Below are 25,298 nucleotides of genomic sequence, written 5' to 3'. Positions count from 1 at the left end.
CCCGTTGCGGGTTGCTTGCTTTTCTGTTTAAAAGAGGCCGCTATAGAAAATCACGAAACCGGCAATTGCGGTTGTCGGATTCCGGTCCTCGCAAATTCCTTCAATAGGGGGAAGGCGCGAAGAACCAATCAAAACCAACTGACAGAAAACCTATTGAAGGATTTGAGCTATGAGTGATGTCGCAGATCGCGTGAAGAAGATCGTTGTCGAGCACCTCGGTGTTGAGGAAGACAAGGTCACCGAAAACGCAAGCTTCATCGACGATCTGGGCGCCGACAGCCTGGACACTGTCGAGCTGGTCATGGCGTTTGAAGAAGAATTCGGTTGCGAAATTCCTGATGACGCAGCAGAAAAAATTCTGACCGTTAAAGACGCGATCGACTTCATCGAAAAGGCGAACGGCTAATCTTGCCGTGAGACATGGGCGCCAGAGGGCATCCTCAGGCGCCCTTTTCGTCTTTGCTGTATTCATAAAATAAAGGCGTAGTACGGGATGAGACGCGTAGTTGTTACCGGTATTGGTGCTGTTACTCCGCTTGCCAGCGGCGCACAGAACACCTGGCAGAAATTGCTGGACGGCCAATCCGGAATCAAAAGCATCGATACTTTCGATGTGTCCGATATCCCGGCCAAGATCGCTGGCCTTGTGCCGCGCGGTGTGGGTGACGGACTTTTCAACGCGGAAGATCATGTCTCGATCAAAGACATGAAGAAAATGGACGATTTCATCGTCTATGGTGTTGCCGCTGCCGATCAGGCACTGGCCGATTCCGGCTGGAAGCCTGAAACTGATGAAGACCAGGAAAATACCGGTGTTTTGATCGGTTCGGGTATTGGTGGTCTGCCGAAAATCTCAGAAGCCACGGAGCTGGTGAATAACGGCAAAACCCGCCGTGTCAGCCCATTCTTCATTCCGTCTTGCCTGATCAATCTGGTTTCAGGCCAGGTTTCGATCAAACACGGCCTTAAAGGCCCGAACCATGCGGTCGTTACGGCATGTTCAACCGGTGCGCACGCCATTGGCGATGCATCGCGCATGATCATGCTGGGCGATGCAGATGTTATGGTTGCCGGGGGGGCTGAAGCCGCTGTTTGCCGGTTGGGTATGGCGGGCTTTGCTGCTGCGCGTGCCTTGTCCACCGGTTACAACGATACCCCGACCGAAGCATCGCGCCCCTGGGATCAGGGCCGCGACGGCTTTGTCATGGGGGAAGGTGCCGGTTGTGTGGTGCTTGAAGAATACGAGCACGCCAAAGCCCGTGGTGCTAGAATCTATGCCGAAGTTGCCGGTTATGGCATGTCGGGCGACGCTTATCACATCACGGCACCTGCCGAAGACGGCAATGGTGGTTTCCGTTCGATGCGCAATGCCCTTCGCAATGCGGGCGTTAACCCGGAAGACGTCGACTATGTGAACGCACATGGTACGTCGACTCCGTTGGGTGATGAAATCGAACTCGGTGCGGTAAAACGTCTGTTCGGGGATTCGGTATCGAAACTTTCGATGTCCTCGACCAAATCGGCAACGGGCCATCTTCTTGGTGCAGCAGGTGCGATTGAGGCTGTGTTCTCGATCCTTGCAATCCATGAAGGTATTGTTCCGCCGACCCTTAACCTGCGGAATCCTTCCGAAGCTTGCCTCGGAATTGATCTGGTTCCGCTTGAAGCGAAGAAACGCAAGGTCAATGTCGCCCTGTCGAACTCGTTCGGCTTTGGCGGTACCAATGCTTCGCTGGTCTTCAAAGGCGTTTAAGACAGCAGATTCAACCTTACAGAGGGAAACCCCTTGAAGCGTTTTCTGCTTGTTCTTGGCTTTTTATGCATCACCGCCGCGCTCACCATTGGTGGGTCGGCGGTGTATGTTTATGTGCAGTATACATCGCCCAGCAAGCTGGCGCAGGGCAGTGATATTGTCATCCCGCAAGGTACCGGTGTTCGCGGGATTGCGGACATCTTTCGCCGCCAAAATATTATTCAGGAACCACTTGTGTTTCTGCTTGGCGTCCGGATCGCCGGGCTTGATCGGGCATTGCGCGCAGGAGAATATCATTTTCCTGCACGTGTCAGCCCCAAACAGGCTGCAGAAATTCTTGCGACCGGTGATACTGTAAAACGGTTTGTGACGATCCCTGAAGGGCTGCGCTCAAGCGAGATCATCACGCGTATCAATCTTGTAGATGGTCTCATTGGTGAAATTTCTGATGTTCCGCCTGATGGCATGCTTCTGCCAGAGACCTACCAGTTTTCGTTCGGTGACACGAAACAAAGCATCATTGATCGCATGGCAGCAGCACATGATGCGCTGGTAACCCAGTTGTGGCCGGGACGAGAAGCCAATCTGCCATATGATACCATCGAAGAAGCGATTGTTCTGGCATCGATTGTAGAACGGGAAACTGGTATTGCGGCGGAACGTCCACGTGTTGCGGGGGTTTTTGTCAACCGGCTCAGAATGAATATGCGTTTGCAGTCCGATCCGACGGTCGCTTATGCAATCAGCCCGGATGAACCACTTGACCGTGCCTTGACGCGTGCTGATTTGAAATTCGATAGTCCCTACAATACTTATGTGTCATCCGGGTTACCACCGGGACCGATCACAAATCCTGGACGTGATGCGATCTATGCCGTTTTGCATCCTGCCGAAACTGACGAGGTTTATTTCGTTGCGGATGGAACGGGCGGTCATGCCTTTGCCCGAACTTTGGACGAGCATAACCGCAATGTCGCGCGTTGGCGGCGCATCCGGGATCGCCAATAAGTAACTGGTTATCGCCGTTTTTATTGACGCGGCTGTATATGTTCGGAAGTTGATGCCAGTCTTTGGCGCGTTTGGCTTTTCGATGCCTTTCGCGGGATGCGCGATGCCGCCATATCCAGCAGTGATTGTGGAACCATTTTCAAAACACCAATCAGAATGTTCATTTGCCAGGGAAACGCGATCATTCCCTTGTTCTTCGACAGGCCTTTATCAATCTTGATTGCGGCCTTGTCAGCCTGCATGAAGAATGGCATGGGAAAGTCGTTAGCATCGGTAATGCGGCTTTTGACAAATCCCGGACAAATCACATTCACCTTTATCCCGAAGGGGGCAAGGGCACCCCGGAGTCCTTCACCATACGTCCTTACGGCGGCCTTGCTGGCACAGTAAGCCGGGGCGGACGGAAGACCACGCCAAGATGCCTGCGATGAAACCAGTGCGATCTGGCCGTGCCCACGTGCGGACATGAAGGCGATGGCAGGATCAATCGTGTTGAGAACACCCGCAACATTGGTTGCAAAAATATCGCGTACCTGGTCGGGGTCTTCGCCCTCGCTGCCGGTTCCGGCTGAAATACCCGCATTGGCGATAATCAGGCTCAGCGGTGTAATCTGGTCGCATTTGGTAACATATTCAACCATCGTTTCACGTTCGGTCACATCAAGAACATCGGCAAATACATTTGCCCCTACGGCACGGCATTCATTTTCGACCAGTTTCAAACGTGTTTGGTCCCGGCCGCTGATAAACAGGGTTACCCCGGTGCGGGCATAGTGACGCGCAAGGGCGGCCCCGATGCCCGAGCTGGCACCGGTAATCAGGATGGCGTGGTATTGCAGTGACATGGTTGCTCGTGATCCCGTTGGACGTGTTCCGAATTGTTCGCGCGGAACATGGGACAGCATTAGGGCAGCATTATGAAATGCGGGCAATAACTGTCTGTCTTGATGATCGATCATCAAACGACAATCCCTTGGCGCGCCGAGGCACAAACGTTATAAACGGGCAACCGACAATTCAGACTGGATAAGAATATGACCGTATCAAGCATGACCGGGTTCGCCCGCACCGACGGCGGTGCAGAAGGCTTTGGCTGGACCTGGGAGCTTCGCAGTGTCAATGGCAAGGGATTGGACGTTCGTACGCGCCTTAACGGCGGCTTCGAACGTCTGGAGCCTGTTGTACGAGACGCCGTTGTCAAACGGTTCAAGCGAGGCAATATGGGGGTCACGTTAAATGTGGTCCGCCCCGGGGAAACCAGTGCCTATCGCATTAACCGCGATCTACTTGCCGAATTGGTTGCGCTGGCCAAGGAATTTGATCGCGCCAGCAGCCTTTCGGCCGGGACGATTGCAGATTTGATGAATGTGCGTGGCGTTCTTGAAGCGGTCGAACAGCAGGAAGACGACGACAGTCGCGAAAACCTGGATGCCGCGATCCTTGAAAGCTTTGGCGAGGCGCTTGATCAACTGGCAGCACATCGTGCCGAAGAAGGGGCGAAGCTTGACGAAATGCTGCGCGGTCATATTGATCGTATCGAGGAAGCCGTCCTGAGTGCTGAAAATTGCGCGTCCGTTCGAAGCGATGCGATCAAGACAAAGCTCAAGCGTCAGATCAATGAGCTGATGGAAACAGGCAAGTTCGATCCCGAACGGCTTCATCAGGAAGCAGCTTTGCTTGCGACCAAGGCGGATGTTCGGGAGGAAATCGATCGACTTAAAGCCCATATCATCGCCGCACGCGACATGATCCAAAAAGGCGGTGCGATTGGCCGTAAACTTGATTTCCAATGTCAGGAATTCAATCGTGAAGCCAATACGCTCTGTTCCAAGGCGAATGATATCGAACTGACCAATTGCGGCATGGAGCTTAAGGTCATAATCGATCAACTGCGCGAGCAGGTTCAGAACGTTGAATAAGGACAATCCGATGATGGATCAGGCAAAACGTCGTGGTGTTATGCTGGTATTCTGTGCCCCTTCAGGGGCAGGGAAAACCACGATCACACGCCAGATTTTGGAAAAAGACAGCCAGATTTCTCTTTCCGTTTCCGCTACAACACGTGCAGCGCGTCCGGGCGAGGAAGAAGGGATACACTACTTCTTCAAATCCGTTGATGCCTTCAAGCATATGATCGCCGATGATGAATTGCTGGAATGGGCGGAAGTGTTTGGCAACTATTATGGCACGCCTAGCGGCCCGGTCGAAAAGGCGCTTTCCGAAGGCCACGATGTTCTGTTTGACATTGACTGGCAAGGCGCGCGGCAAATACGCGAGAAGGGTGGGGATGATGTTGTTTCTGTCTTCATCCTGCCGCCCTCGTCGGCCGAGCTTGAGCGCCGTCTTCGTGACCGGGGACAGGATGCTGATGATGTGATCATGAAGCGTATGGCAAAAGCCGGTGCCGAAATCAGCCATTGGGAAGAATTTGACTATGTTCTGATCAATGATGACCTTGAACGTTGTCTTGCCGATGTACAACATGTCATTGGTGCAGAGCGCGTTAAACGCGAACGCCAATCCCAACTGCCGGGGTTCGTTAAAAAGCTTTTGACAGATTGATGATCCGAAATGGCCGCCTGATCAGGCGACCATTTCCTCATGAACAAGTGTTAGTCGAACGAAATCGGCTACACTTAATTCTTCGGCACGTGCTGTCTCTGTAATTTGTGCACGTTCCAACAACATTCCGACATCCATGTTCAATGTCTTAAGGCTGGCGCGCAGCATCTTGCGCCTTTGGCCAAAGGCTGCCTGTGTGATCTTGCCCAGACTGACAAGATTTACAGCTTCGCCGCGATCTGTTTTGGGACGCAGTTGAACGACAGCTGAGGTTACCTTGGGCGGTGGGGTGAAGGCACTACGGTGCACATCAAAAAGTATCTGGCAGTCACATAAATACTGGCACAGGACCGAAAGGCGGCCATAGGCCTTGCTTTTCGGGGCGGCGACAACGCGTTCTGCGACTTCTTTCTGGAACATCAAAGTCAGGCTGGCAAACTGATCAATCTGCATCAGCCAAGCCAGCAAAAGTTGCGTGCCCACGTTATAGGGAAGGTTGGCGACAATCTTTCGCGGAGCCGGGCCGAGTGACGTAACATCAACGTCAAGCGCATCCCCATCGATCACATGAAGCGCCCCCGGATAGTGATTGCTGATTTGTTCAAGAACCGGTTGGCAACGGGGATCACGTTCGATAACCGTCAAGTTCGTTGCGCCATGATAAAGCAAGGCGCGTGTCAGGCCGCCGGGGCCTGGGCCGATTTCAATTACAGTTGCGTCATCCAGTGGTGCAGCCGCGCGCGCGATCCGCCCGGTCAGGTTCAGATCAAAAAGGAAATTCTGGCCAAACTTCTTTTGTGCGGACAGTCCATGCGTTGCAATGACGTCGCGCAAGGGTGGAAGCCCATCATTGGCAAGGCTGGCGGTTTCGTTGTTCTGGTCTGACACGATGTCAGGCTCCTTGTGAGGCAGCGTTGCCGGCTACTCGTTTGTGTGCCATCTCAGCCGCCATTTTGATGGCTGCGATCAGGCTGTCAGGCCGTGCGATGCCTTTCCCTGCGATATCAAGAGCCGTCCCGTGATCAGGGGACGTTCTGATAAAGGGCAATCCTAGCGTGACGTTCACGCCGCCATGGAAATCAAGTGTTTTGACCGGAATCAGAGCCTGATCATGATAGGGACATAGGGCGACATCGTAGTTTGCACGTGCCTCGGCATGGAACATGGTATCGGCGGGGAGGGGCCCAACGACATCAAACCCCTCATTCTGCAATGCCTTTATGGCAGGACGTATTATCCTGATTTCTTCGTCGCCCATTGATCCATCTTCACCTGCATGCGGGTTTAATCCGGCAATCGCAAGCCTTGGTTTTTCCAGACCAAAATCCCTTTGCAAAGACTTTGACGTGACGCGGACCAATTGTTTGATCATTTCACTGGTAAGTTGCTTTGGCACTTCCGAAAGGGCGATGTGGATTGTCATCGGTACGACGCGCAATTGACTATTGGCCAACATCATAACCGGGATGGTGCCCGGACCAGAAAGCTCTGCCAGAAATTCGGTATGGCCGGGATGTTTGAAACCGGCCTGATAAAGCGCGCTCTTCTGGATCGGATTGGTTACCACAGCACTTGCTGTTCCTGATCGCGTCAAGTTAACGGCATGGGTAATGCTGTCTATGACAATAGATGCGGTTTTGCTGGATGCCGTTCCATGTTTGATATCTTGTGCAGTGCCGGGGATTTCAAAAACCGGAAGGGCGTCCTCGAAGACCTTACCTGTTTGGCTGACCTCGTTTATCACCTTGGTTTTTACCCGTAGCCCAAGACTTTCGATGGTTTGATCCATGATTGTCTTGGGACTGAGAATGAAAAATGGAGGCAGGACAGGGTCTTTGCGCGACAGCCACGCCTTAAGGGCGAGCTCCGGGCCGATGCCGCCCGGTTCTCCCAGTGTCATTGCAATCGGCTTGATGTTGCTCATCAGCTGGCGTCCTTTCCGGATTACATCCGGATATCGATAAACGCATTGCGACGCAATTCACGCAGTTTACGGCGCGCCAGAATTTCGAGGCGTTCCATTTCAAGACGTTGGCGGATGCTTTCCCGGTCAGGAAGAGTACTTTCTTCGGTCTTGTCGCAAACCATGACAAGCAGGGCACCACCATCAACCTTGATCAGATCGGAAATACCGCCTTTATCCAGATTTGCGACTGCATTGCGTACAGGCCCTGCAAGATCGTTTGGTGATATGCCCTCGGTCTTTCCGCTCATGTCCGAACCAAGGTCAACCGCGACATTTGCCAATGATTGGCAACTATCGGCGGTTTCTTTGGCATTTTGCAGGATACCAAGTTTGGAGTTGACCTCATCTTGGGGCGTGTTGGCTGCAATCGGTACAAAGAGCTGATATAGATCAAGCCGGACATCAGTCAGGGCATTGGCATCTCCCCGACGGCGTTCAAGCAGTTTCAGGATGTAATATCCGCGAATGGTTCTGATAGGATCACTTACATCGCCCGGCTGCATCTGGTTAATGGCCTGCTGCAATTCTCCGGCCATTTCACCGGAATAAAGCCAGCCCAGGTTACCACCGTTTGCTGCACTTGAGCTTGCCGAGAACTGTCTCGCCAATCCGCCGAAATTAGCGCCCTGTTCAAGGGCCCGGATCACCTCGCGGGCATTCTGGTAAACTTTGGTTTCGTCCTGCGGATTATCGACAGGCAGGAAAATTTCCTGAACATTGTTACGCGGCTTGCCCTGGTTGCTGCGAATACGTTCGAGGTTGTCATCAATTTCTGTATCGGAAATTTCGATTTCGCGACGCATGGAACCCAAAAGTTTTTGCCATGCAATTTGGGGACGGATCTGGTTTCTTATGGTTTCTGGTGCGATACCATTCTGAGCCAGAAACTGGTCAAGCCCACCCGGTGGCAATCCTGAATTTTGCTCGATGAGGGTTTTGGCGCGATCAATATCTGCGTCCGTCACCTCAAAGCCGCGACGTTCAGATTCCTGCAGTTGCAGCTTTTCATTGATCAGCTGCTGTAAAATCTGTGGTGCCATCTCCTGGCTTCGTTGCGGGCTCATCGGAATATTGGAAGAGGCAGTGACAAGCTTGATACGTTCTACCAGATCGACCACCGAAATCGGGGCATCATTGACGACAGCTGCGACGCCGATCGTGCTTTGAGCTCTTGCTGTCGATATCGAAACAGCAGCAAAAAGCATGACAGCAATTGCTGCGACGAGATGAGAAAGTCTGGTGCTATGCAAGGTTATACTGCCTTATAATCCGGCTGCTGACGCAAATTCGCCAAGTGTTTTGAATACCAGTCGGAAAAGAATCTCATCCGACTGACCAAGGTCCTGATCTTCGTAGAATGTTCTTCTGACCCGTCCGTCAAACACGAAGCATTCGTCTTCGTAAACAAAGCCGAAACCGTATTCAAGAGGGTCGTTCTGATCAAGATCATAGCGACTATATGCCATCCCCGACCAGAATCCGCTGAACTGGCGCTCCGCGCGGAAATAAAGTTCTTCTCGTTGGCCGAACTCATCACTGCCAGCATCTTCTGCAAAGTGAACGTAATCCAGATTAAGGCGTAACGTTTCCTTTTCACCCAAACCTGCTGATACCTGATTTCGGCGTGTCGAGAAATCTTCGTTATCAAGCCGGAAGCGATAGGTCAGGTCGACATATTTGTTTGGAGAGACGGTTAATCTGCCGACATAATCCGACAGATGATCTTCGAGGCCAGAGCCTTCTTCAAAGGTATCGCCCTTTTGGGCGCGATAGCTTTGGCCGAACATGGCACTGGTATATCCTCCTTCCTCGCCGTAGACCCCCCATTCAAGGCCGTAGCTGGTTCTAAAACCGTCTTCTGCGCGGTCAAGGCCACTATATCTGTCATGTGAGAAAATATTGATGTCATCAAACTCGAATGACTGGGAGTCTTCATTCGGAATCTCGTTCGGATTTCCACCGTTTGGCGACCATGCGGCCATGACAATCGGTTTGATGATATGATGGTAGCTGCCCTGATTGTTCACAAACGGCATGTTCCAGTCGATGGCTGCCAATGGAAGAATTCGGCCTGCATATCCGTTGTAATCCTGTTGACCGTCTCTTGATACATCCGAAACCATGTAATTGTCGGTGCGAATGGACATCGAGAGCTTTGTTACGTCTCCGAGTGATCCGATATAGGGCAGAGCCCAGCCTGCTTTGGCGGAAAGGCGATGAGAATCCGCCCCTTCTTCCCGGGTGAGAGACAAGGCATCCAAATCAAGGGTGGTGTAACTGCCATATTTCGCCGGAGCCGTTTGACCGTGGAATTGTGCGTGTGGCAAAATGATGGGTGTCGTATCCCGATCATCTTCGGCCTTTAGTCCCTGGAAGTAATAGCCGTCGACACGGCTATAACTGGCCCCTCTGAAACCCTCGGTAAACAGGTTGGAGGTCAAAACAGATGGGGAGCCAAAACCATATCGGCTCATATAGGTCTTTTCAGAAGCCTGTTCTGCATCAAATCCCCACCGCCATGTTTTATCGATGTCAAAACGGCCTTTTGCATCAATGTGCCCCTGAAAGTCGTCCGTATCGTCACTGGTAACACTACTGACAACTTCCATTTCACCGCTGTCAAAGCGTTGGCGATACTCACTGGCGAGAACCGGGCCTTCATCCGTTGTGTAGATAGGACGAAGGGTCAAATCCTTGCTTTGATCAATAGCCCAATAATAGGGCAATTCGAAGAACGATCCGACATAACTCGTGCTACCAAAAGATGGTGCCAAAAGACCTGATTGACGTTTAACTGTTGGATCAGGATGTTGGAAATACGGCGAATAAAGAACCGGAATTCCTGCAAATTCCAGTCGGGCATCTTCGTATTCCACGGTTTTTTCTTTGGCATCGTGAAGAACACGGGCTGCTTTGATGCGCCAAAGTGGTGGTGTTTCTGGGGCGTCTTCGCAAACCTTGCAAGGAGAGTAAACCGCCTTGGCAATTTCGGTAAAATTCCCGCCGCTTCTGCGCGCGCCGGTACCGGCAATTCGAGTGTTTTCATCAAGAAGAACATAAATGTCTTCAACAATGCCTTCCTTGAAATCACCCGAGAGTTCGACATGACTTGCAAACGTCACTTCACCGGTTGGTTCGGTAATACTGACATTGCCAGACGCCGTAAGCACGTCCTGTGATCTGTCATAGCTGACGGTATCGGCCAGCAAAATACGACCATCCCGCGAGATTTCGACATTGCCGCGCGCTGTTACCGTTTGAAGTTCCCGGTTATAGTCAACTTCATCCGCACTGAAAAGAATCTTGGACTGTTCGTCCTTTGCAGTGGTCACTTCATCGGACTGCTGTGCCTTGGCGGCAATCGAATACGTTCCGGCCAAAGCAAATGCACAGCCCAGGATGGTCCCCGTTGCCAGTCTTTTTATCATTCCCCCTGTATGAGCCATTCAGCTAGCCGTCCTCCAGATGAAGCAAGGTGGAAACTCCCAATAGCAAAGATATACCTGCAGGTGCCCAAGCCGACAAGACGGGCGGGATTCCACCTGAAACGCCAAGTGCTGAAATGACATCGGTACAAAAATAAAGAATGAAACCGGTCGCGACACCCCCACCGATAACAAGAGATGCGCGGCGACGTCGAGAAAATTTAAGACAGAATGCAGCGGCAATCAGAACCATTGCGCAAAGCAGCAATGGACGCGACAGCAAACTGTGAAAATGGATGCGATGGCGAGTTGCGTTGAAGCCGGCGCGTTCCAAAAGGTTGATAAACGGCTTCAGGTCCCAGAACGACATCGTTTCGGGAGATGCAAAACTGTCCTGGATTTTTCGTGCGGTCAGATTTGTGGGCAACATCAATTCGGATGAAAACTCACTAGTCTGTCCCGGATGGAAGGTCCATGCGTCATAGAAACGCCATGTGCCGGGCTCGAGAACTGCACGCTGCGCATCAATTCTGGTTGTGAAATCATCGGCATTCTGAAAACGGAAAACGGTGACGTTCCGTAAGTCAACTCTATCTGTTGCCTGCCCACGAACTTCGCGGGCATATATTACGGCCTGTCCATCCTGCGTGCCCTGACGCAGCCATAATCCGTTTGATGAGAGATTCATGACACTGCTGTTGCCCTGAAGATATCGGGCCTCGAGCGTTTCGTATCTTTGTAGCAAAATTGAAGATAGCGGATTAAGCGCCATAACCTGAATGGAGCCTAGCAAAATCGCGCACATGATTGGCGGAAGTAGGAATTGCCAGGCAGAAACACCTGCTGCACGTGTGACGATAAGCTCCTGATTGCCAGTAAGCTTCCAGAACGAAAACATCGATCCGAACAAGACAGCAAACGGCAGGACCTTCTCTGTCATGAATGGAATTCGACTGGTTGCCATTTGAAACACGATACCAACCGTCGCATCTGGGCGTCCACCGGCGCGACGCAGCAACTCGATTGTATCGCCGATCAGGATCAATCCGATCAAAAGGGCGAGAATTCCCAGAATCGATATCAGAACATGTTTGCCGAAATACCAGGTTAGGGTCGGTGAGATTCTCATGCTGGAACCTCGTCCCGGCTTCCAGCCTTCGCACGAATTTGCGGTCCGCGGAATGTCCAGTAGAGGCCCCCTGCGATTGGAAGAAGCGCATTCAAATACATAAGGGGGACAAGGTCGGGATTCTTTGCTGCAAGGTTCTTCATTGTGATGCTGATCACCTGGAAGACGATCATAATTGCAATCGCAAATAAAAGGCGCCCGGTCTGCCCCCTGCGAGAGAAGCTGCTTGAAACCAGAACTGCCAGTGCAATGCTTGCAAAGCCGATGGAGTATAGCGGTGAAAGTAGCCGATCATGCCCTTCAGCGCGAAATGAGCCAATGTCATTCGGCAAAACATCAGGCGGCATGGTTGTTAGAAGATTGGATACGCTTCGTTCTCGCGCTTCTTTGTAACGAAGGGTCGGATCTTCTGCATTATGCGCAATATCGACAGCATAGCGGTCAAAATAGAGGATCGACATCGTGCCGTCCTTCGTGTTGACTTCCTGGCGGTTTCCATCAAGCAATACGATCCGTGGACCATTTTCCGTGCGAACGAGCGCACCATTTTTGGCCATCATTGTGGCCTGTTTGTTTGGGTCTCTGGCGTCATGGACAAGAATGCCAAGTAGCTCGTTATCCTGCCCGACTTCCCGGATATAGACTGTCAGACCGTCAAGGTCGGTAAAGCTGCCTTCCTGCAGCAAAACGGATGAGAAATCGTTGCGGATTGAGAACTGCAGTTCTTTGAATTGCTGGTAGCTGTAAGGCAGATAAAACAGCGTCAGGAAATAACCGAAAGCGGCGGTCAGCAATGCTAGTATGAGTGTCGGTTTTGCAAGAGCCCACTGGCTTAACCCGGCGGATCGCATAACGATCAACTCGCGGTCCTGAATAAGTTTGTTATATGTGAAAACTACAACGAAAAAGAGCGAGATCGGTAAAATAATTGCCAAAAAGCTTGGAAGCAGCAGAGATGTTAGCTGCAAAAATACCGATACCGAAAGGCCGCGGTTCACAATCATTTCAATGAAACGCAGGCTTTGCGACAGCCAAATGACACATAGCAAGCCAAGTGTCACAAACACCATCATGATGAACTGCTGTTTCAGCATATATCGGGTTAAACGATTCATTGGCCGGATTATAGAGAAGCGTTCAAAAACCGAAACAGGAAATTAGGGGTAAATCCCGGCAATTACACTGTTACGCGACGGGGCTGGCTGATTGCGGTGGAGTATGCTGCAAACGATTGCCGTTAAAGGCGAAAGCAACCTCTTCTGGAGAATCTGTTCCGGAAGAGGTTGGGGGATTTCAACGTCAACGCTGTGTCAGAATAATGGCGCGGTTTCATGCAGCAATTCGTGGCGCGTATTGGCGATCTGCTGTGCCATGAAATCGGCTTCGGGAACGATTTGCGCCAAAAAGAAGTTACAGCTTAGGCCCTTTGCTTTGGCAAAGCCCTTTTCAATGCCGCTATCGGTCAGTTTTTCCAAAGAGCGGAACATTAACCAACCTGCCACACAAATCGAAGTCTGCCGGAGGTAGGGGGAGGCGATAGCCTGAGCGAGGCCAGATGAGTTTTTGCGCGTGGTGAGGATATCTTTTGTGGTTTGTTCCAGTTGATCGATGGCATGGCCGAACATCCGCGCCGCTTTAGACAAATTGTCATCAAGATGCGGCTTGGATACAGACATACGCATTTCGGTAATCAGTGACCGCATCGCGGCTCCATTATCACGAAGGAGCTTCCGGCCGATCAGATCCAGTGCCTGAATGCCATTTGTGCCTTCGTAAATTGGGGCAATTCGCGCGTCACGCAGATGCTGGGCTGCGCCTGTTTCCTCGATAAAGCCCATACCGCCATGAACCTGAATGCCAAGGGATGCGTTTTCCACGCCCAGATCCGTTGACCATCCCTTGACCATTGGGATCAGAAGGTTTGCGCGCGTTTGCGCCTTCGTGCGTTCATTTTCGTCTTCATGATGATGAGCAATATCAAGTTGCGCCGCGGCATAAAGTGAAAGCGCGCGGGCGGCTTCGGCGGTTGAGCGCATTCGGATCAGCATGCGCTGGACGTCGCCGTGATGAATGATGCTTTCATCCTGCCCGGTCGTCGGAGATTTCCCCTGTTTGCGATCGCGTGCGTAGGATACAGCTTGCTGATAGGCGCGTTCTGAAATCGCGACGCCCTGTTGCCCGACGGCAAGACGGGCGTTGTTCATCATTGTGAACATGCAAGCCAAACCGTGGCCTTTGTGTCCGACCAGATAACCCTTGGCACCCCCGTTGTCTCCAAAGGAAAGAACAGCGGTCGGGCTTCCATGGATACCAAGCTTATGTTCGAGTGATACACATTTCACATCGTTACGCTCACCTGGTGTGCCATCGGCGTTCACAACGAACTTCGGCACAATGAATAGCGATATACCTTTGACCCCGTCTGGCGCGTCCGGTGTCCGGGCAAGCACAAGATGAACTATGTTGCTTGTCATCTCGTGATCGCCATAGGTGATAAAAATCTTTTGTCCGGTAATCCGGTACGAACCGTCATCTTCTGGCTCGGCCGTGCTGCGAACCTTTGAAAGGTCGGAACCGGCCTGCGGTTCGGTAAGGTTCATAGTGCCGGTCCATTCGCCACTTATCATGCGTGACAGATAAATTGCGCGTTGCTCGTCCGATCCATGTGCGGTCAGAAGTTCAATGGCGCCGGCGGTAAGCATGGGGCACAGGGCAAAGGCCATATTCGCCGAATGCCAAAGCTCTCCTACGGCGGCACCCAAAAGCAACGGCAACCCCATGCCGCCCTCGGTCTGTGGGGCGCTTATGCCCTGCCAGCCGCCTTCACAGAATTTATCATAGGCATCCTTCCAGCCGGTCGGAGTTCTAACATGGCCATCAGTTTGAAGAACCGAACCTTCCTGATCCCCAATACGGTTTAAGGGTGCCAGTACGCCAGAAGCCAGTTTCCCTGCTTCTTCAAGAATGGCATCGACAAGGTCCGGACTGGTTTCTGCGAAGGCCGGGATATCCGAAACGGTTTGCAAACCGATCACATTGTGGATCAGGAACCGCAGATCATGGAGTGGTGGCGTATAGTCGCTCATGGAAAAAGACGTCTCCCTGAATTGTGAGGCGCCCGCTCGGTATCGCCCTCGTTTCGGGGCTTTGTTGCTATATAGCATAATCACAAGGCGGGAGAAGATCGAGTCTGTTTCCTTCTGAAAGTACCAAATTACTCTAAGCTATTAGTTGGATGTTCTTCTGGAAAACCAGCGAGTGTTGCGCCGCACTACTGGCGGTAATATATAATGGTTCCGATATAAATCAGGTGTGAAAACCGTTGCAGGGTCGCCATTCGGGCTTTGGCAAGCTAGACTGCCCTTCCGGTGATCGGGACACGATCTGAAGAACAAGAAAACACAGGAGTATGGCGGTGCTGCGCAAAGGAATATTACCAATTTTGCTTGCGGTGGTGATTTCATTTGCCGGAACGAGGTTGGTGGCGTGTGCCGGTCCGGTTTGGCCAAGCGATGATGAACAGCAGTTTCTGGATGCCTACCGCGACTATGTCGACGAAAGTGCGACCAGCGACCAATATGATCGCGCCGATAAACTGTTCGTCGAAGCGGTTCAGGTTCTCTCCGATACCTATGTGGAAAATATTGATCGCCCGGCGTTTGTCGAGCGCGCGATTGCCAGTTTGCCAAATCTTGAAACTGATGATCACACGCCAGACGGCATCGTTGGTGCAGTACTCGACGAAAGCCTGCACGACCTGGACCCGCATAGCGCATATATGACCGACGATATGTTCCGCCGTTTGCAGGAAAGTACTGAGGGAAGTTTTGCCGGTGTTGGCATCGTGATTTCGCAGGATGAGGACAAGCTGATCCGTATCGTGTCACCGATTGACGATACACCTGCCGCACGGGCTGGCCTGCAACCCAATGACCGGATCACGCATATTGATGGTCATGAAATGAAGGGCGAGCCCATTGCCGAGGCTGTCCGTCTTATGCGCGGTCGCATCGGCGACCCGGTGACACTGTCGATACAGCGCAAGCAGGAAAACTTTGACGTCACCGTGAAACGTGCACGGATCGAGGTGCCGTCGGTTACCGCATCAATCATCGATAACGATTTGGCCTACATCCGTGTGTCGCGTTTTGATGCCAGCACATTGGATCAGACACGCGAATATCTTGAAATGCTGGAAAACAGGATTGGGTCACCACGGGGCGTAATCGTTGATTTGCGACGCAACCCGGGTGGATTGCTTGATAGTGCCGCCGATATTGCCGATCAATTCCTGAGCAAGGGGCTGATTGTTGCGACCGAAGGGCGGGGCGAACGTAAATTGCGCAGCTATGAAGCAGACAGCAGCGATTATTTTGACGGGGCGCCCATGGCTATTCTGCTTGACCGTGGATCGGCGTCGGGCGCCGAATTGATGGCGGCCGCCCTGCGTGAAAACGGGCGAGGTGTCATCATCGGCGAACAGTCGTTTGGTAAAGGTTCAATGCAACGCATCATGCCGCTGACTTCTGGCGGTGGTCTTAAAATCACGACTGGTTATTACACGACGCCGGAAAACCACATCGTGCAGGGCAATGGTGTTGTCCCGGATATCGAAGTCAAACTTCCTGATGCCGAAGAGTTCGAGCGGGAGGTTGACCTTGAGCACGCCTTGCCGCCGCGTCGCCGCGATCCGCGCAAGGTTCTTGCATCAATGGATGCAGCAAGTTGCGAACGCGATATAGAGGTTACCCGTATCGGCAAATCTGCAACAAATGATAACCCGTTGGACGCCGAAGGCGATGGCGAGGCCAAAGCCAAGGAATTGCAGCGCGATACTGTTCTTGAATGTGCCGTGGGCTATTTCAGTGACGGTAAGCTTGCTGTGTATAGGGATCAGGTGGAGCCACTTTTGCGCGCGGGGCTCTAATTGCGATAAATTGTCAAAAAACGCGGCCCTGCAAAAGGCCGCGTTTTTTTGTGTGTTTTGAAAGGTCTGCGGTGCTGCTTATCCACGCGCCAGAAGATCAATCAGGCTGGATGTATCCCAACGGTTTCCTCCACGCTCCTGAACCTGCGCATAGAATTGATCAACAAGCGCGGTTACCGGCAGGCGCGCGCCATTGCGCTTCGATTCTTCAAGGCAGATCCCAAGATCTTTACGCATCCAGTCAACGGCAAAGCCAAAGTCAAACTTGTCTTCGACCATTGTCTTGCCTCGGTTTTCCATCTGCCAGCTGCCAGCGGCACCTTTCGAAATCACATCAAGAACCTTTTCCATATCAAGGCCAGCCTTGCGACCGAAATTCACACCTTCGGAAAGACCCTGAACAAGGCCTGCGATGCAAATCTGATTCACCATCTTGGTCAGTTGGCCCGATCCGCTCTCGCCCATCAGCTTGCAGGAGCGCGCAAACGCATCAATAACCGGTGCCGCGCGATCAAATGCCGCCTGATCACCGCCGCACATGACGGTAAGAACACCGTTTTCAGCACCCGCCTGTCCGCCCGATACGGGGGCATCGATAAAGGAAACACCAGCATCTTTGGCAGCCGCATATAGTTCGCGGGCGACATCGGCTGATGCTGTTGTATTGTCAATCATCACAGCATTTTTTGCCGCCCCGGCGAGAGCACCGGTATCGCCGAGGACGACGCTTCGCAGATCATCGTCATTGCCAACGCAGATAAAAACAAATTCTGCCCCGTTGGCGGTTTCGGCAGGGGTAGGGGCGGATTTTCCGCCATATTCGCCCGCCCATTTATCTGCTTTTGCGGCGGTGCGGTTGAAAACAGTAACGTCGTGCCCTGCCTTTTGCAGGTGGCCGGCCATGGGATAGCCCATGACGCCCAGCCCGATAAATGCACATTTTGCCATTTCGTGCCTCCCGTGTAATTGGTGTTACCAGTAAAGGAGGCCACCTTGCGAATGTCAATGCAGCGGAATGTCATGGAGACAATGTTTCCACGATCCGGAATACATCGGATCACTCATCTGTCAGTCGTCGAGTGCCAGTTCCTCGCTGACGGTGTGAATGATCCGCCGGTCATAGGTCAGAAGTTCAGGCCTTTTTCCGGGATATTCGAACTGCGAAAGGTAATAGCGGATAGCGTTTACACGTGCGCGCTTCTTGTCGTCTGACTTTACAATGATCCAAGGACTGTCGGTGGTCGAGGTATGGAAAAACATCTCTGTCTTTGCTTCGGTGTAGGCATCCCAAAGATTTTGCGATGCCAGATCAACCGGGCTTAGTTTCCATTGTTTAAGCGGGTCTTGTTTGCGCTGATCAAACCGGCGCGCCTGTTCTTTTTTACTGACCGAAAAATAGAATTTGGTCATGTGGATTTCGGAACGGATCAGCATGCGTTCCAAAGCTGGAACCGATTGCAGGAACTCGCTGACTTCGAACATGTTGCAGAAGCCCATGACCCGTTCAACCATCGCCCTGTTATACCAGGACCGGTCAAACAGGACGATTTCCCCGCCGGACGGCAGATGTTCGACATAACGCTGGAAATACCATTGGGTCACTTCCCGGTCGTTCGGTTTGCCCAGTGCGACGACACGTGCACCGCGCGGATTAAGATGTTCGGTAAAGCGTTTGATCGTGCCGCCTTTGCCTGCTGCATCGCGGCCTTCGAAGATGACCAGGGATTTGATATTTTCGGATTTGATCCAGTTTTGCAGTTTGAGAAGTTCGATATGCAGGGGCGCAATCAGCTCAAGATACTGTTTGCCATGCATCTTTTTGGCATGTGAATTGGGATCAAGATCAACATCCGGAGGAAGATCGTCGCCGGAAGGTGTTCTTTCAGAAGCACTGTGTTTTCTTGAAGGAAGGTCATCAAGGCGATCCATCGTCATGTTTTCGGCATCCAGCAAAAAACGGTCGCGGGCTTCGCTATCAAGACTGGAAAGATCGGGATGCTGTTTTGAGGCCTTGCGGCTGCGTGCAGTATGTTTCACTGCATTGCGGATCGTATTGTCGCTGCTTCCTGTCTTCTTTGTCGGGGTGCCTTGCTTTTTCGCGGCCATTCTGCTGATGCCTCTGCAACCTTGATGGGAAATTACAGTGGCATAAATGCGCCATGATCGAAAGGGGGCGCAAGGAGGTATGTCAAATCCGTGGGGGCGGATCGGGTTTTCGATCATGGCGCAGTCGGTGGTCTCGTCTGATCAGATCGGATAGGATTTCCGATATTCGGCTTCGGCATCGGTGCGTGACAGGCCGATATCGGCAAGCTGGCTGTCGCTCAACCGCATAAGGGCACGGCGTTGCGACCTTTTGGCCATGGTGGCGGCAATAATGTTCAGTGCCGTGTTTAGTCCCTGCTGCAGGTTTCCGGAAAATTGCTGAAAGCCGCTGATATGGTTGTGGCGTGTCGTGTGCTGGCCAGAAGTCGTCTGGCAGATTGAATGTGCCATGTTCGTTCTCCTGAATTAAGTTCCTCTAATGAGAGGTTTCTATGGTTGAGACCCATATTCACGCCAAACGTCTTGCGTGACAAACGAGTATTTCTGGGGTTAAGTATTAGTTGACCTAATGATTGGCTGGCTTGAGGCAAAAAATGCGTTTACCCCCGTTACAGTCCCTGCGTGCGTTTGATGCGGCTGCCCGGCATCTTAATTTTACCCGTGCAGCCGAGGAACTTTTTGTGACCCAGGGGGCTATTAGCCAGCAGATCCGCCAGCTCGAGGAATATTTGGGTTTTCGGCTGTTCTTTCGGTTGCCGAGGCGATTGCAATTGACTGACGAAGGTGACCGTCTGGCGCGGGCAACGTATGAAGGCTTTTCACGCATTGCCGGGGAAATCGAAAGTCTCCGGGCGGTGGAGGAGGCCGGGGTCGTCACGGTCAGCGTATTGCAATCCTTTGCCGTCAAATGGCTGGTGCCGCGTCTGGGGCATTTTCGCGAGGCACATCCTGATATCGATGTACGCATTCACGCTGATGACCGTCTGGTTGATTTCCGTAACGAAGGCATTGATCTGGCGGTACGCTTTGGGCGAGGGCGTTATCCCAATCTCTATACCGAACTGTTGATGCGTGACGAGGTTTTCCCGGTTTGCAGTCCGGATTATCTGGCATCAAGTCCTCCTTTGAATAAACCGGCCGACATAGCAGGGCACCAACTGTTGCATGATGCGACTTCACATATAGAACAGCCCCGTGCTGCGGATTGGCAGTTCTGGTTGGAAGGGGTTGGCGTCAAGGGTATTGATCTGCGTCGCGGGCTACGCTTCAATTCCGGCGACATGGTTATTCAGGCGGCCCTGATGGGGCATGGTGTTGGTATGGCACGCACCAGTCTGGCTGCGCAGGACCTGAAGGCCGGTTTGCTTGTCCGGCCGTTCCCGCAAACCGTCGCGTCAAGCTATGCCTATTATCTGACCTGTCCCGAGGAAAACCTGAACCGGCCGCGTGTGCAGGCCTTTATCCGCTGGTTAAAGGATGAAGTTGCCGCAACGCTTACGGATATCGAGGAAAGTCAGCCGGCATTGACAATCATTACGCCCAATCCCGATGCCTGAATTCAGATCAGGCCAAGTTCGCGCAATTCGTCTGCCATGTCTTCGGGAAGTGCTTCTGCGCCACCGGCCTGCTTTTCATCCGGTGGGCATTTGTCTTCGGTAAGGTATCGCCAGCCCTGAAATGCGCGGTGGGGCCATGTGCGGGTTTCGACCAGTTCGGGATCAAGGACGATGCGGCAATGTTTGATGCCTTCCTCGTCAATGAATTCTTCCAGATCGACAACGCGCTGGCGGGCACGAATGGCCCCCTTGATCACCCAATAGATTGAACCACCCTCCAGAATCTCCGTCTTGCGTTTCGGAGTCATTCGTGTGGTGTGGTAAATCCGGCCGTGAAGCCCGCCAAAATAGGCCTGCCATTGACGCAGGGTTTCAGGGCTTTCTGTACCGACGCTGAGTTTGATCAGGTGAAGGGGCATGGTTTGTTCGTATTCTTTCGGGCGAGACAGGGTGTTATCTGACCTAGAAGTCATGCGTGGTTTGGTCAAGGGGGGATTAATAATTACAAATAATAATTGTAATTATATGTATTTCACAAAAAAACTTGACCAATAGTGCGTAATCATCCAAATTCTGATGCAGAAAATGTCCACAGACAGGGCATCACCCAGAGAGATTTACAGGCTGAGAGAACCGAATGTCCCTGCAAGTTGTCACGGCAAACCGTCTTGATGACGGGTTGGTCGTTTTCCTGACCGCAGATGGCGGTTGGAGTGAAAATATCGACCAGTCGCGTATAGCCGATGGAAAAGAGGCGGGTGACGCCTTGCTGGCCGAGGCCAGTGTACCCGAGCTCGATACTGTCATCGTCGGCCCGTATCTGATCGAGGTCGAGCAACAGGACGACGGACTGGTTCCGACGAAATACCGTGAAGTCTTGCGCACCAAGGGTCCCAGCGTGCGGCAGGATCTCGGCTATCAGGCCGGGTAAGGAGGATACACCATGTATCGCTATGATGATTTCGACCGCCAGCTGGTGCTGGAACGTACCGAGCAATTCCGCGAGCAGGTCAAACGTCGCCTGTCCGGCGACATTACCGAGGATCAATTCCGCCCGCTTCGTCTGATGAACGGTGTTTATCTTCAGCTTCACGCCTACATGCTGCGTGTCGCCGTTCCTTATGGTACGCTGCGCGCTGATCAGTTGCGCCAGCTTGGCTATATCGCGCGCCGTTATGACAAGGGATACGGACATTTCACGACCCGGCAGAATATCCAGTATAACTGGCCGAAGCTTGATGAAATTCCCGATGCATTGCTTGATCTTGCCAAGGTCGAAATGCACGCGATCCAGACATCGGGCAATTGCATCCGCAACACGACAACTGACCAGTACGCAGGAGCAGCCGCCGACGAGATCGAAGATCCGCGGCCCTATTGCGAACTGATCCGCCAGTGGTCAACGTTCCATCCGGAATTCACCTATCTGCCGCGCAAATTCAAAATCGCGGTGACCGGGTCGCCAAATGACCGCGCCGCAGTAAAGGTCCATGATATCGGACTTCGCATGCATCAGAATGATGCGGGCGAGGTCGGGTTTGAAGTCATCGTCGGTGGTGGTCTTGGTCGCACGCCATTCGTTGGTAAAACCGTGCGTGACTTTATCGGCAAGAACGATCTGTTTTCGTATCTTGAGGCGATCCTGCGGGTTTATAACCGCTTTGGCCGTCGTGACAATAAGTACAAGGCACGCATCAAAATCCTCGTCCATGAAATCGGGGTCGAGGAAATGCAGCGTCTGGTCGAGGAAGAATGGGCACAGATCAAGGGCGGATCACTGCGCGTCGATGATGCCGAAATTGCGCATTACATCGAACAGTTCGCCCCTCCGGCATTCGAAACCCTTTCCGACGATGATTCCGAATTTGAACGTCGTAAGGCCGAAAACCGGGAATTCTCCAACTGGGTGCGTTCGAACGTCATTGCGCACAAGCAACCGGGTTATGCGATTGCCAACGTATCGCTGAAGCCGATTGGTGGTATTCCGGGTGATGCAACCGATACCCAGATGGAACTGGTTGCCGATCTGTCGGAGCAGTACAGTTTTGGTGATGTCCGTGTAACCCACGAACAGAATCTGGTTTTGCCGCACGTGAAAAAGGCCGATTTGTTCTCGCTTTGGGCGGAGCTGAAAAACGCCAATCTGGCAACGGCAAACCTTGGCTATGTTACCGACATCATTTCCTGCCCCGGGCTGGATTACTGCGCCCTGGCAACAGCGCGTTCGATCCCGCTTTCACAGCGCATTTCGGAACGTTTTTCCGATCTGGATCGTCAGCATGATATCGGCGAACTCAAGATTAAGATTTCCGGTTGCATCAATGCCTGCGGGCATCACCATGTTGGTCATATCGGTATTCTGGGCCTCGATAAACGTGGCAAGGAATTCTATCAGATCACCCTTGGCGGCGACGCCAGTGAGAATGCCGAAATCGGTAAAATCGCCGGTGCCGGTTTCTCCGAAGCCGAAGTCGTCGATGCCATTGAAAGTCTGGTGACCAAATATCTTGGCATTCGCGAAACCGGCGAACGTTTTATCGATACCTATCGCCGTGTCGGCATGGACCCGTTCAAGGAGGTGCTTTATGGCGATCGTTAAGAATGACAGTGTGATTGATCAGGAATGGATCACGCTTGACGCCGAGGCCGACCTTCCGCCGGGGGAGGAAAACATTATCGTGCCTCTTGCGCGTTTTAAGGAAGAACGCGAAACGCTGATCGGCCGCAATGGTGGTCTTGGCGTGCAGCTTAACCCCGGCGATGCGCCGGAAGATTTGGCAAACGATCTGGATCGTCTTTCGATCATCACCGTCCATTTCCCGGCCTATACCGACGGTCGCGGATATTCTTATGCGCGTGTTCTGCGCGAACGTCTTGGTTTCAAGGGTGAACTTCGTGCAATTGGTGACGTGTTGCGCGACCAGATTCTCTATATGCATCGCTGCGGATTTGACGCATATGAGTTGAAAAATGACGACGATGTATCGCTGACAAAAGTGCGCGCCGCATTAAAGGAAATGACGGTTTATTATCAACCGACAGGGGATGGGCGGGTTACGGCTGCATCGCTTCGTGAACGGCGTCGGGCGGCTCTTAAATCGGCGTCCTGATTTCATCTGGTTTGATCAAGCCTGGCTTTAAATAGCATTTCCGTTAAGGCGCCCGTTGTGGGCGTCTTTTCTTTTGGCCTTATAATGCCGGTATTTTCTGTCAGTGATAGCGGTGCCCCAGTTGTCATTTCTGGGCAGGGAATTGATATCGGCGGCTCAATGGTTATTCTTTTGTATATAAAAAACTGCCCAGAGTTCACCTTTAGAGTGGTGTTGTGATCGGTTTCAAGCTATACACTTATTAGCTGTTTAAGTGTATTTGCGTGGCAACCATTGTAAAATACTTGGTTGTCCTTCGGGCTAAAAAGGAGAGCCCGAAAACATCAGTCCCAAAAACAGGATGCAATCCTGCCAAGCGGATTGGGGAATTCACGCATCTCCTGACAGTTGGCATCGGTAACGGCCGATGCAAGGAAGCAGGTTCGCATTTCTGGGTTCAACAGGAAAAGGCAACCAATGTCGATTGAGCAAAGCCTGACAGGGATTGGTAATAGCTGCGTGATTACGCGGGATTTTACGCGTTACGATCACGGCTATCAGGACAAGGCGCTCAAATATATCGATTATCTGGGGGCGCTATCGCTGGCGTTGCGTAAATTTTCCGAATACAGCCGGACAATGCTGGCATCCCAGCAACTGTATATCTATGCCAAATGGCTGGCGCGATACACGGCATACTGGCCGGAACTTGACCAACTTGTCGACAGATTGGAAAACAGCTTTGATGATGTCGATCAAAGTTATGTCGCAAGTCAGTCTTCGTTCGATGGTTCATGGGGTTGGCAATATAACGAATTCCACCACAAATTTGATGCGACAATCGTGCGTTTGCATGAATTGTCCAATGAAGGCCGCGCGCCGCGTTATCCGCTGCATTTCCTAGAACCGATTGCAACGGCTCCGGCAATGCGAAACTATCTGGAAAAGCTTCTTGTTTCCGATATTGCCACCACCGGACGCAATCAGCGCGATGAATTCGGCAGTGTGATCTGCTGTCTGGCGCAGCTTTGTTTCAAGCCGTCCTTGCGACGCTATGCGCAGAAACATGTGCGCGGCATCAATCTTGATCAAAACTATGTTGATGCCTTCCGCAAATTCCTTGATGAAATCCAGAACCCCGAAACCGGTTACTGGGGCCCTTGGTACATTTCGGATGGCAAAACCCATCGTTACGATGATCTCAGCTATACTTTTCATATCGTATCCTATCGCAAGGGGCGGGTCGGGCATTGGTCCGATATAATCCGCACCACTCTTGAAAGCCGCCAGATGGAATATCCGCAAGGATGGCTCAGCCGCGGTGAATTTAATAATCACAACAACTATGATGTCGCGAAAATCTTTCGCTATGGGTGGCCGCATATGAAGTCGGCAGAACGGGCCTTGGCGCGCGAACAGATTGCCGCCATGCTTGATTGGTGTGTTGGGCATTCCCTTAAGCCCGATGGCAGCTTCGTCCCTGACAGTCGTTTCTATAACTCGCTTGAGTCCTGTTATTATTTTGGTGTCTCGTTTCTGGACGAAGTTGGATATTTTCAGCCTTCTAAACGTTTCTGGACCCAGCAGAAATTTCCTTATGCGCCGGTTTTGCAGTCTCGCATTGGGCGCAAGCTGGACGAGTTCGATGCCGAAAATCCCAGCGTGATTGCCGCCAAATGGAAAATCGGTCCGGATGCCGCCAGAATATCGGCATCGTCAGTGAACCGCGAAGGTCTCTCGCGCATGCCGCTGCTTTCCGGGGATGATTGTGCAGCCACCGAAGAACGCGAATTCGAATTTATCCTGCGGCCAAATAATGATAGCTGAACGCGCTTTT

23 protein-coding genes are annotated in these 25,298 nt (G+C 52.2%); 11 read left to right on the top strand and 12 right to left on the bottom strand.

Going from position 1 to position 25,298, the window contains the following annotated elements; genetic code table 11:
* Window positions 1-169: 169 nt before the first annotated feature.
* The 3 genes from TH468_RS12340 (at window position 170) to mltG (ending at window position 2,761) form a co-directional block, all read left to right on the top strand.
* Window positions 170-406 carry an acyl carrier protein gene (locus TH468_RS12340; RefSeq protein WP_007090351.1) on the top strand — a complete coding sequence of 79 codons (237 nt, stop codon included), beginning with the start codon at window positions 170-172 and terminating at the stop codon, window positions 404-406.
* 87 nt (window positions 407-493) lie between these two features.
* Window positions 494-1,753: a beta-ketoacyl-ACP synthase II gene (gene fabF, locus TH468_RS12335; RefSeq protein ID WP_037990093.1), complete on the top strand. Its 1,260-nt coding sequence runs from the start codon at window positions 494-496 to the stop codon at window positions 1,751-1,753.
* Window positions 1,754-1,786: 33 nt separating this feature from the next.
* Entirely contained in the window at window positions 1,787-2,761 is a 975-nt protein-coding gene (gene mltG, locus TH468_RS12330) for an endolytic transglycosylase MltG (RefSeq protein WP_085644498.1), read from the top strand.
* A gap of 20 nt (window positions 2,762-2,781) precedes the next feature.
* Here the strand turns inward: mltG and TH468_RS12325 are convergent, their stop codons facing one another.
* Window positions 2,782-3,606, bottom strand: coding sequence for an SDR family oxidoreductase (locus tag TH468_RS12325; RefSeq protein ID WP_085644757.1), 825 nt, complete (start codon window positions 3,604-3,606; stop codon window positions 2,782-2,784).
* Between the two features lie 189 nt (window positions 3,607-3,795).
* Between TH468_RS12325 and TH468_RS12320 the strand changes: the two genes are divergently transcribed.
* Window positions 3,796-4,680 carry a YicC/YloC family endoribonuclease gene (locus TH468_RS12320; protein ID WP_085644496.1) on the top strand — a complete coding sequence of 295 codons (885 nt, stop codon included), beginning with the start codon at window positions 3,796-3,798 and terminating at the stop codon, window positions 4,678-4,680.
* Between the two features lie 10 nt (window positions 4,681-4,690).
* Window positions 4,691-5,323, top strand: coding sequence for a guanylate kinase (gene gmk, locus TH468_RS12315; RefSeq protein WP_139834707.1), 633 nt, complete (start codon window positions 4,691-4,693; stop codon window positions 5,321-5,323).
* Window positions 5,324-5,344: 21 nt separating this feature from the next.
* Here the strand turns inward: gmk and rsmA are convergent, their stop codons facing one another.
* The 7 genes from rsmA to TH468_RS12280 all read right to left on the bottom strand — a co-directional run bounded on the left by rsmA (window position 5,345) and on the right by TH468_RS12280 (window position 14,929).
* A complete protein-coding gene (gene rsmA, locus TH468_RS12310; protein ID WP_085644494.1) occupies window positions 5,345-6,211 on the bottom strand; it encodes a 16S rRNA (adenine(1518)-N(6)/adenine(1519)-N(6))-dimethyltransferase RsmA in 867 nt (288 codons plus the stop codon).
* 4 nt (window positions 6,212-6,215) lie between these two features.
* Complete coding sequence (gene pdxA, locus TH468_RS12305; protein WP_085644492.1) at window positions 6,216-7,247, bottom strand: 4-hydroxythreonine-4-phosphate dehydrogenase PdxA; 1,032 nt, start codon at window positions 7,245-7,247, stop codon at window positions 6,216-6,218.
* A gap of 20 nt (window positions 7,248-7,267) precedes the next feature.
* Window positions 7,268-8,539, bottom strand: coding sequence for a peptidylprolyl isomerase (locus TH468_RS12300; RefSeq protein WP_256376257.1), 1,272 nt, complete (start codon window positions 8,537-8,539; stop codon window positions 7,268-7,270).
* Between the two features lie 12 nt (window positions 8,540-8,551).
* Window positions 8,552-10,735 carry an LPS-assembly protein LptD gene (locus tag TH468_RS12295; protein ID WP_246832316.1) on the bottom strand — a complete coding sequence of 728 codons (2,184 nt, stop codon included), beginning with the start codon at window positions 10,733-10,735 and terminating at the stop codon, window positions 8,552-8,554.
* A gap of 4 nt (window positions 10,736-10,739) precedes the next feature.
* Entirely contained in the window at window positions 10,740-11,843 is a 1,104-nt protein-coding gene (lptG, locus tag TH468_RS12290) for an LPS export ABC transporter permease LptG (protein WP_085644486.1), read from the bottom strand.
* Window positions 11,840-12,958, bottom strand: a complete 1,119-nt coding sequence (gene lptF / locus TH468_RS12285; RefSeq protein WP_246832314.1) for an LPS export ABC transporter permease LptF — start codon at window positions 12,956-12,958, stop codon at window positions 11,840-11,842. The genes lptG and lptF overlap by 4 nt, the downstream gene beginning before the upstream one ends.
* Before the next feature lie 195 nt (window positions 12,959-13,153).
* Entirely contained in the window at window positions 13,154-14,929 is a 1,776-nt protein-coding gene (locus TH468_RS12280) for an acyl-CoA dehydrogenase (RefSeq protein WP_085644484.1), read from the bottom strand.
* Between the two features lie 323 nt (window positions 14,930-15,252).
* Between TH468_RS12280 and TH468_RS12275 the strand changes: the two genes are divergently transcribed.
* Entirely contained in the window at window positions 15,253-16,770 is a 1,518-nt protein-coding gene (locus TH468_RS12275) for a S41 family peptidase (RefSeq protein ID WP_037990114.1), read from the top strand.
* A gap of 78 nt (window positions 16,771-16,848) precedes the next feature.
* On the opposite strand, the gene TH468_RS12270 is transcribed toward TH468_RS12275, so the two are convergent.
* The 3 genes from TH468_RS12270 to TH468_RS12260 form a co-directional block, all read right to left on the bottom strand.
* On the bottom strand, window positions 16,849-17,718 hold the full coding sequence (locus tag TH468_RS12270) for an NAD(P)-dependent oxidoreductase (RefSeq protein WP_085644482.1): 870 nt from the start codon (window positions 17,716-17,718) through the stop codon (window positions 16,849-16,851).
* Between the two features lie 120 nt (window positions 17,719-17,838).
* Window positions 17,839-18,876, bottom strand: coding sequence for a polyphosphate kinase 2 (gene ppk2 / locus TH468_RS12265; RefSeq protein WP_085644480.1), 1,038 nt, complete (start codon window positions 18,874-18,876; stop codon window positions 17,839-17,841).
* A gap of 141 nt (window positions 18,877-19,017) precedes the next feature.
* Complete coding sequence (locus tag TH468_RS12260) at window positions 19,018-19,266, bottom strand: DUF1127 domain-containing protein (RefSeq protein WP_062952049.1); 249 nt, start codon at window positions 19,264-19,266, stop codon at window positions 19,018-19,020.
* Window positions 19,267-19,409: 143 nt separating this feature from the next.
* Between TH468_RS12260 and TH468_RS12255 the strand changes: the two genes are divergently transcribed.
* Window positions 19,410-20,372 (top strand): transcriptional regulator GcvA, encoded by a 963-nt coding sequence (locus TH468_RS12255; RefSeq protein ID WP_062952050.1) that lies wholly within the window; start codon window positions 19,410-19,412, stop codon window positions 20,370-20,372.
* Window positions 20,373-20,374: 2 nt separating this feature from the next.
* On the opposite strand, the gene TH468_RS12250 is transcribed toward TH468_RS12255, so the two are convergent.
* Window positions 20,375-20,791 carry a DUF1489 family protein gene (locus TH468_RS12250; protein WP_062952051.1) on the bottom strand — a complete coding sequence of 139 codons (417 nt, stop codon included), beginning with the start codon at window positions 20,789-20,791 and terminating at the stop codon, window positions 20,375-20,377.
* A 218-nt stretch (window positions 20,792-21,009) separates the two neighbouring features.
* Between TH468_RS12250 and TH468_RS21930 the strand changes: the two genes are divergently transcribed.
* The 4 genes from TH468_RS21930 to TH468_RS12230 all read left to right on the top strand — a co-directional run bounded on the left by TH468_RS21930 (window position 21,010) and on the right by TH468_RS12230 (window position 25,288).
* Entirely contained in the window at window positions 21,010-21,303 is a 294-nt protein-coding gene (locus TH468_RS21930; RefSeq protein WP_062952052.1) for a DUF2849 domain-containing protein, read from the top strand.
* A 12-nt stretch (window positions 21,304-21,315) separates the two neighbouring features.
* The gene (locus TH468_RS12240) at window positions 21,316-22,971 is read left to right on the top strand and encodes a nitrite/sulfite reductase (protein ID WP_085644478.1); all 1,656 of its coding nucleotides are present in this window, start codon (window positions 21,316-21,318) and stop codon (window positions 22,969-22,971) included.
* Window positions 22,958-23,482 (top strand): DUF934 domain-containing protein, encoded by a 525-nt coding sequence (locus TH468_RS12235; RefSeq protein WP_085644477.1) that lies wholly within the window; start codon window positions 22,958-22,960, stop codon window positions 23,480-23,482. The genes TH468_RS12240 and TH468_RS12235 overlap by 14 nt, the downstream gene beginning before the upstream one ends.
* Before the next feature lie 456 nt (window positions 23,483-23,938).
* Entirely contained in the window at window positions 23,939-25,288 is a 1,350-nt protein-coding gene (locus TH468_RS12230) for a hypothetical protein (protein WP_085644475.1), read from the top strand.
* Window positions 25,289-25,298: the final 10 nt, after the last annotated feature.

The sequence above is a fragment of the Thalassospira sp. MCCC 1A03138 genome (assembly GCF_002115785.1).
Classification (GTDB): domain Bacteria; phylum Pseudomonadota; class Alphaproteobacteria; order Rhodospirillales; family Thalassospiraceae; genus Thalassospira.
This window is presented reverse-complemented; position numbering and strand designations above follow the sequence as displayed.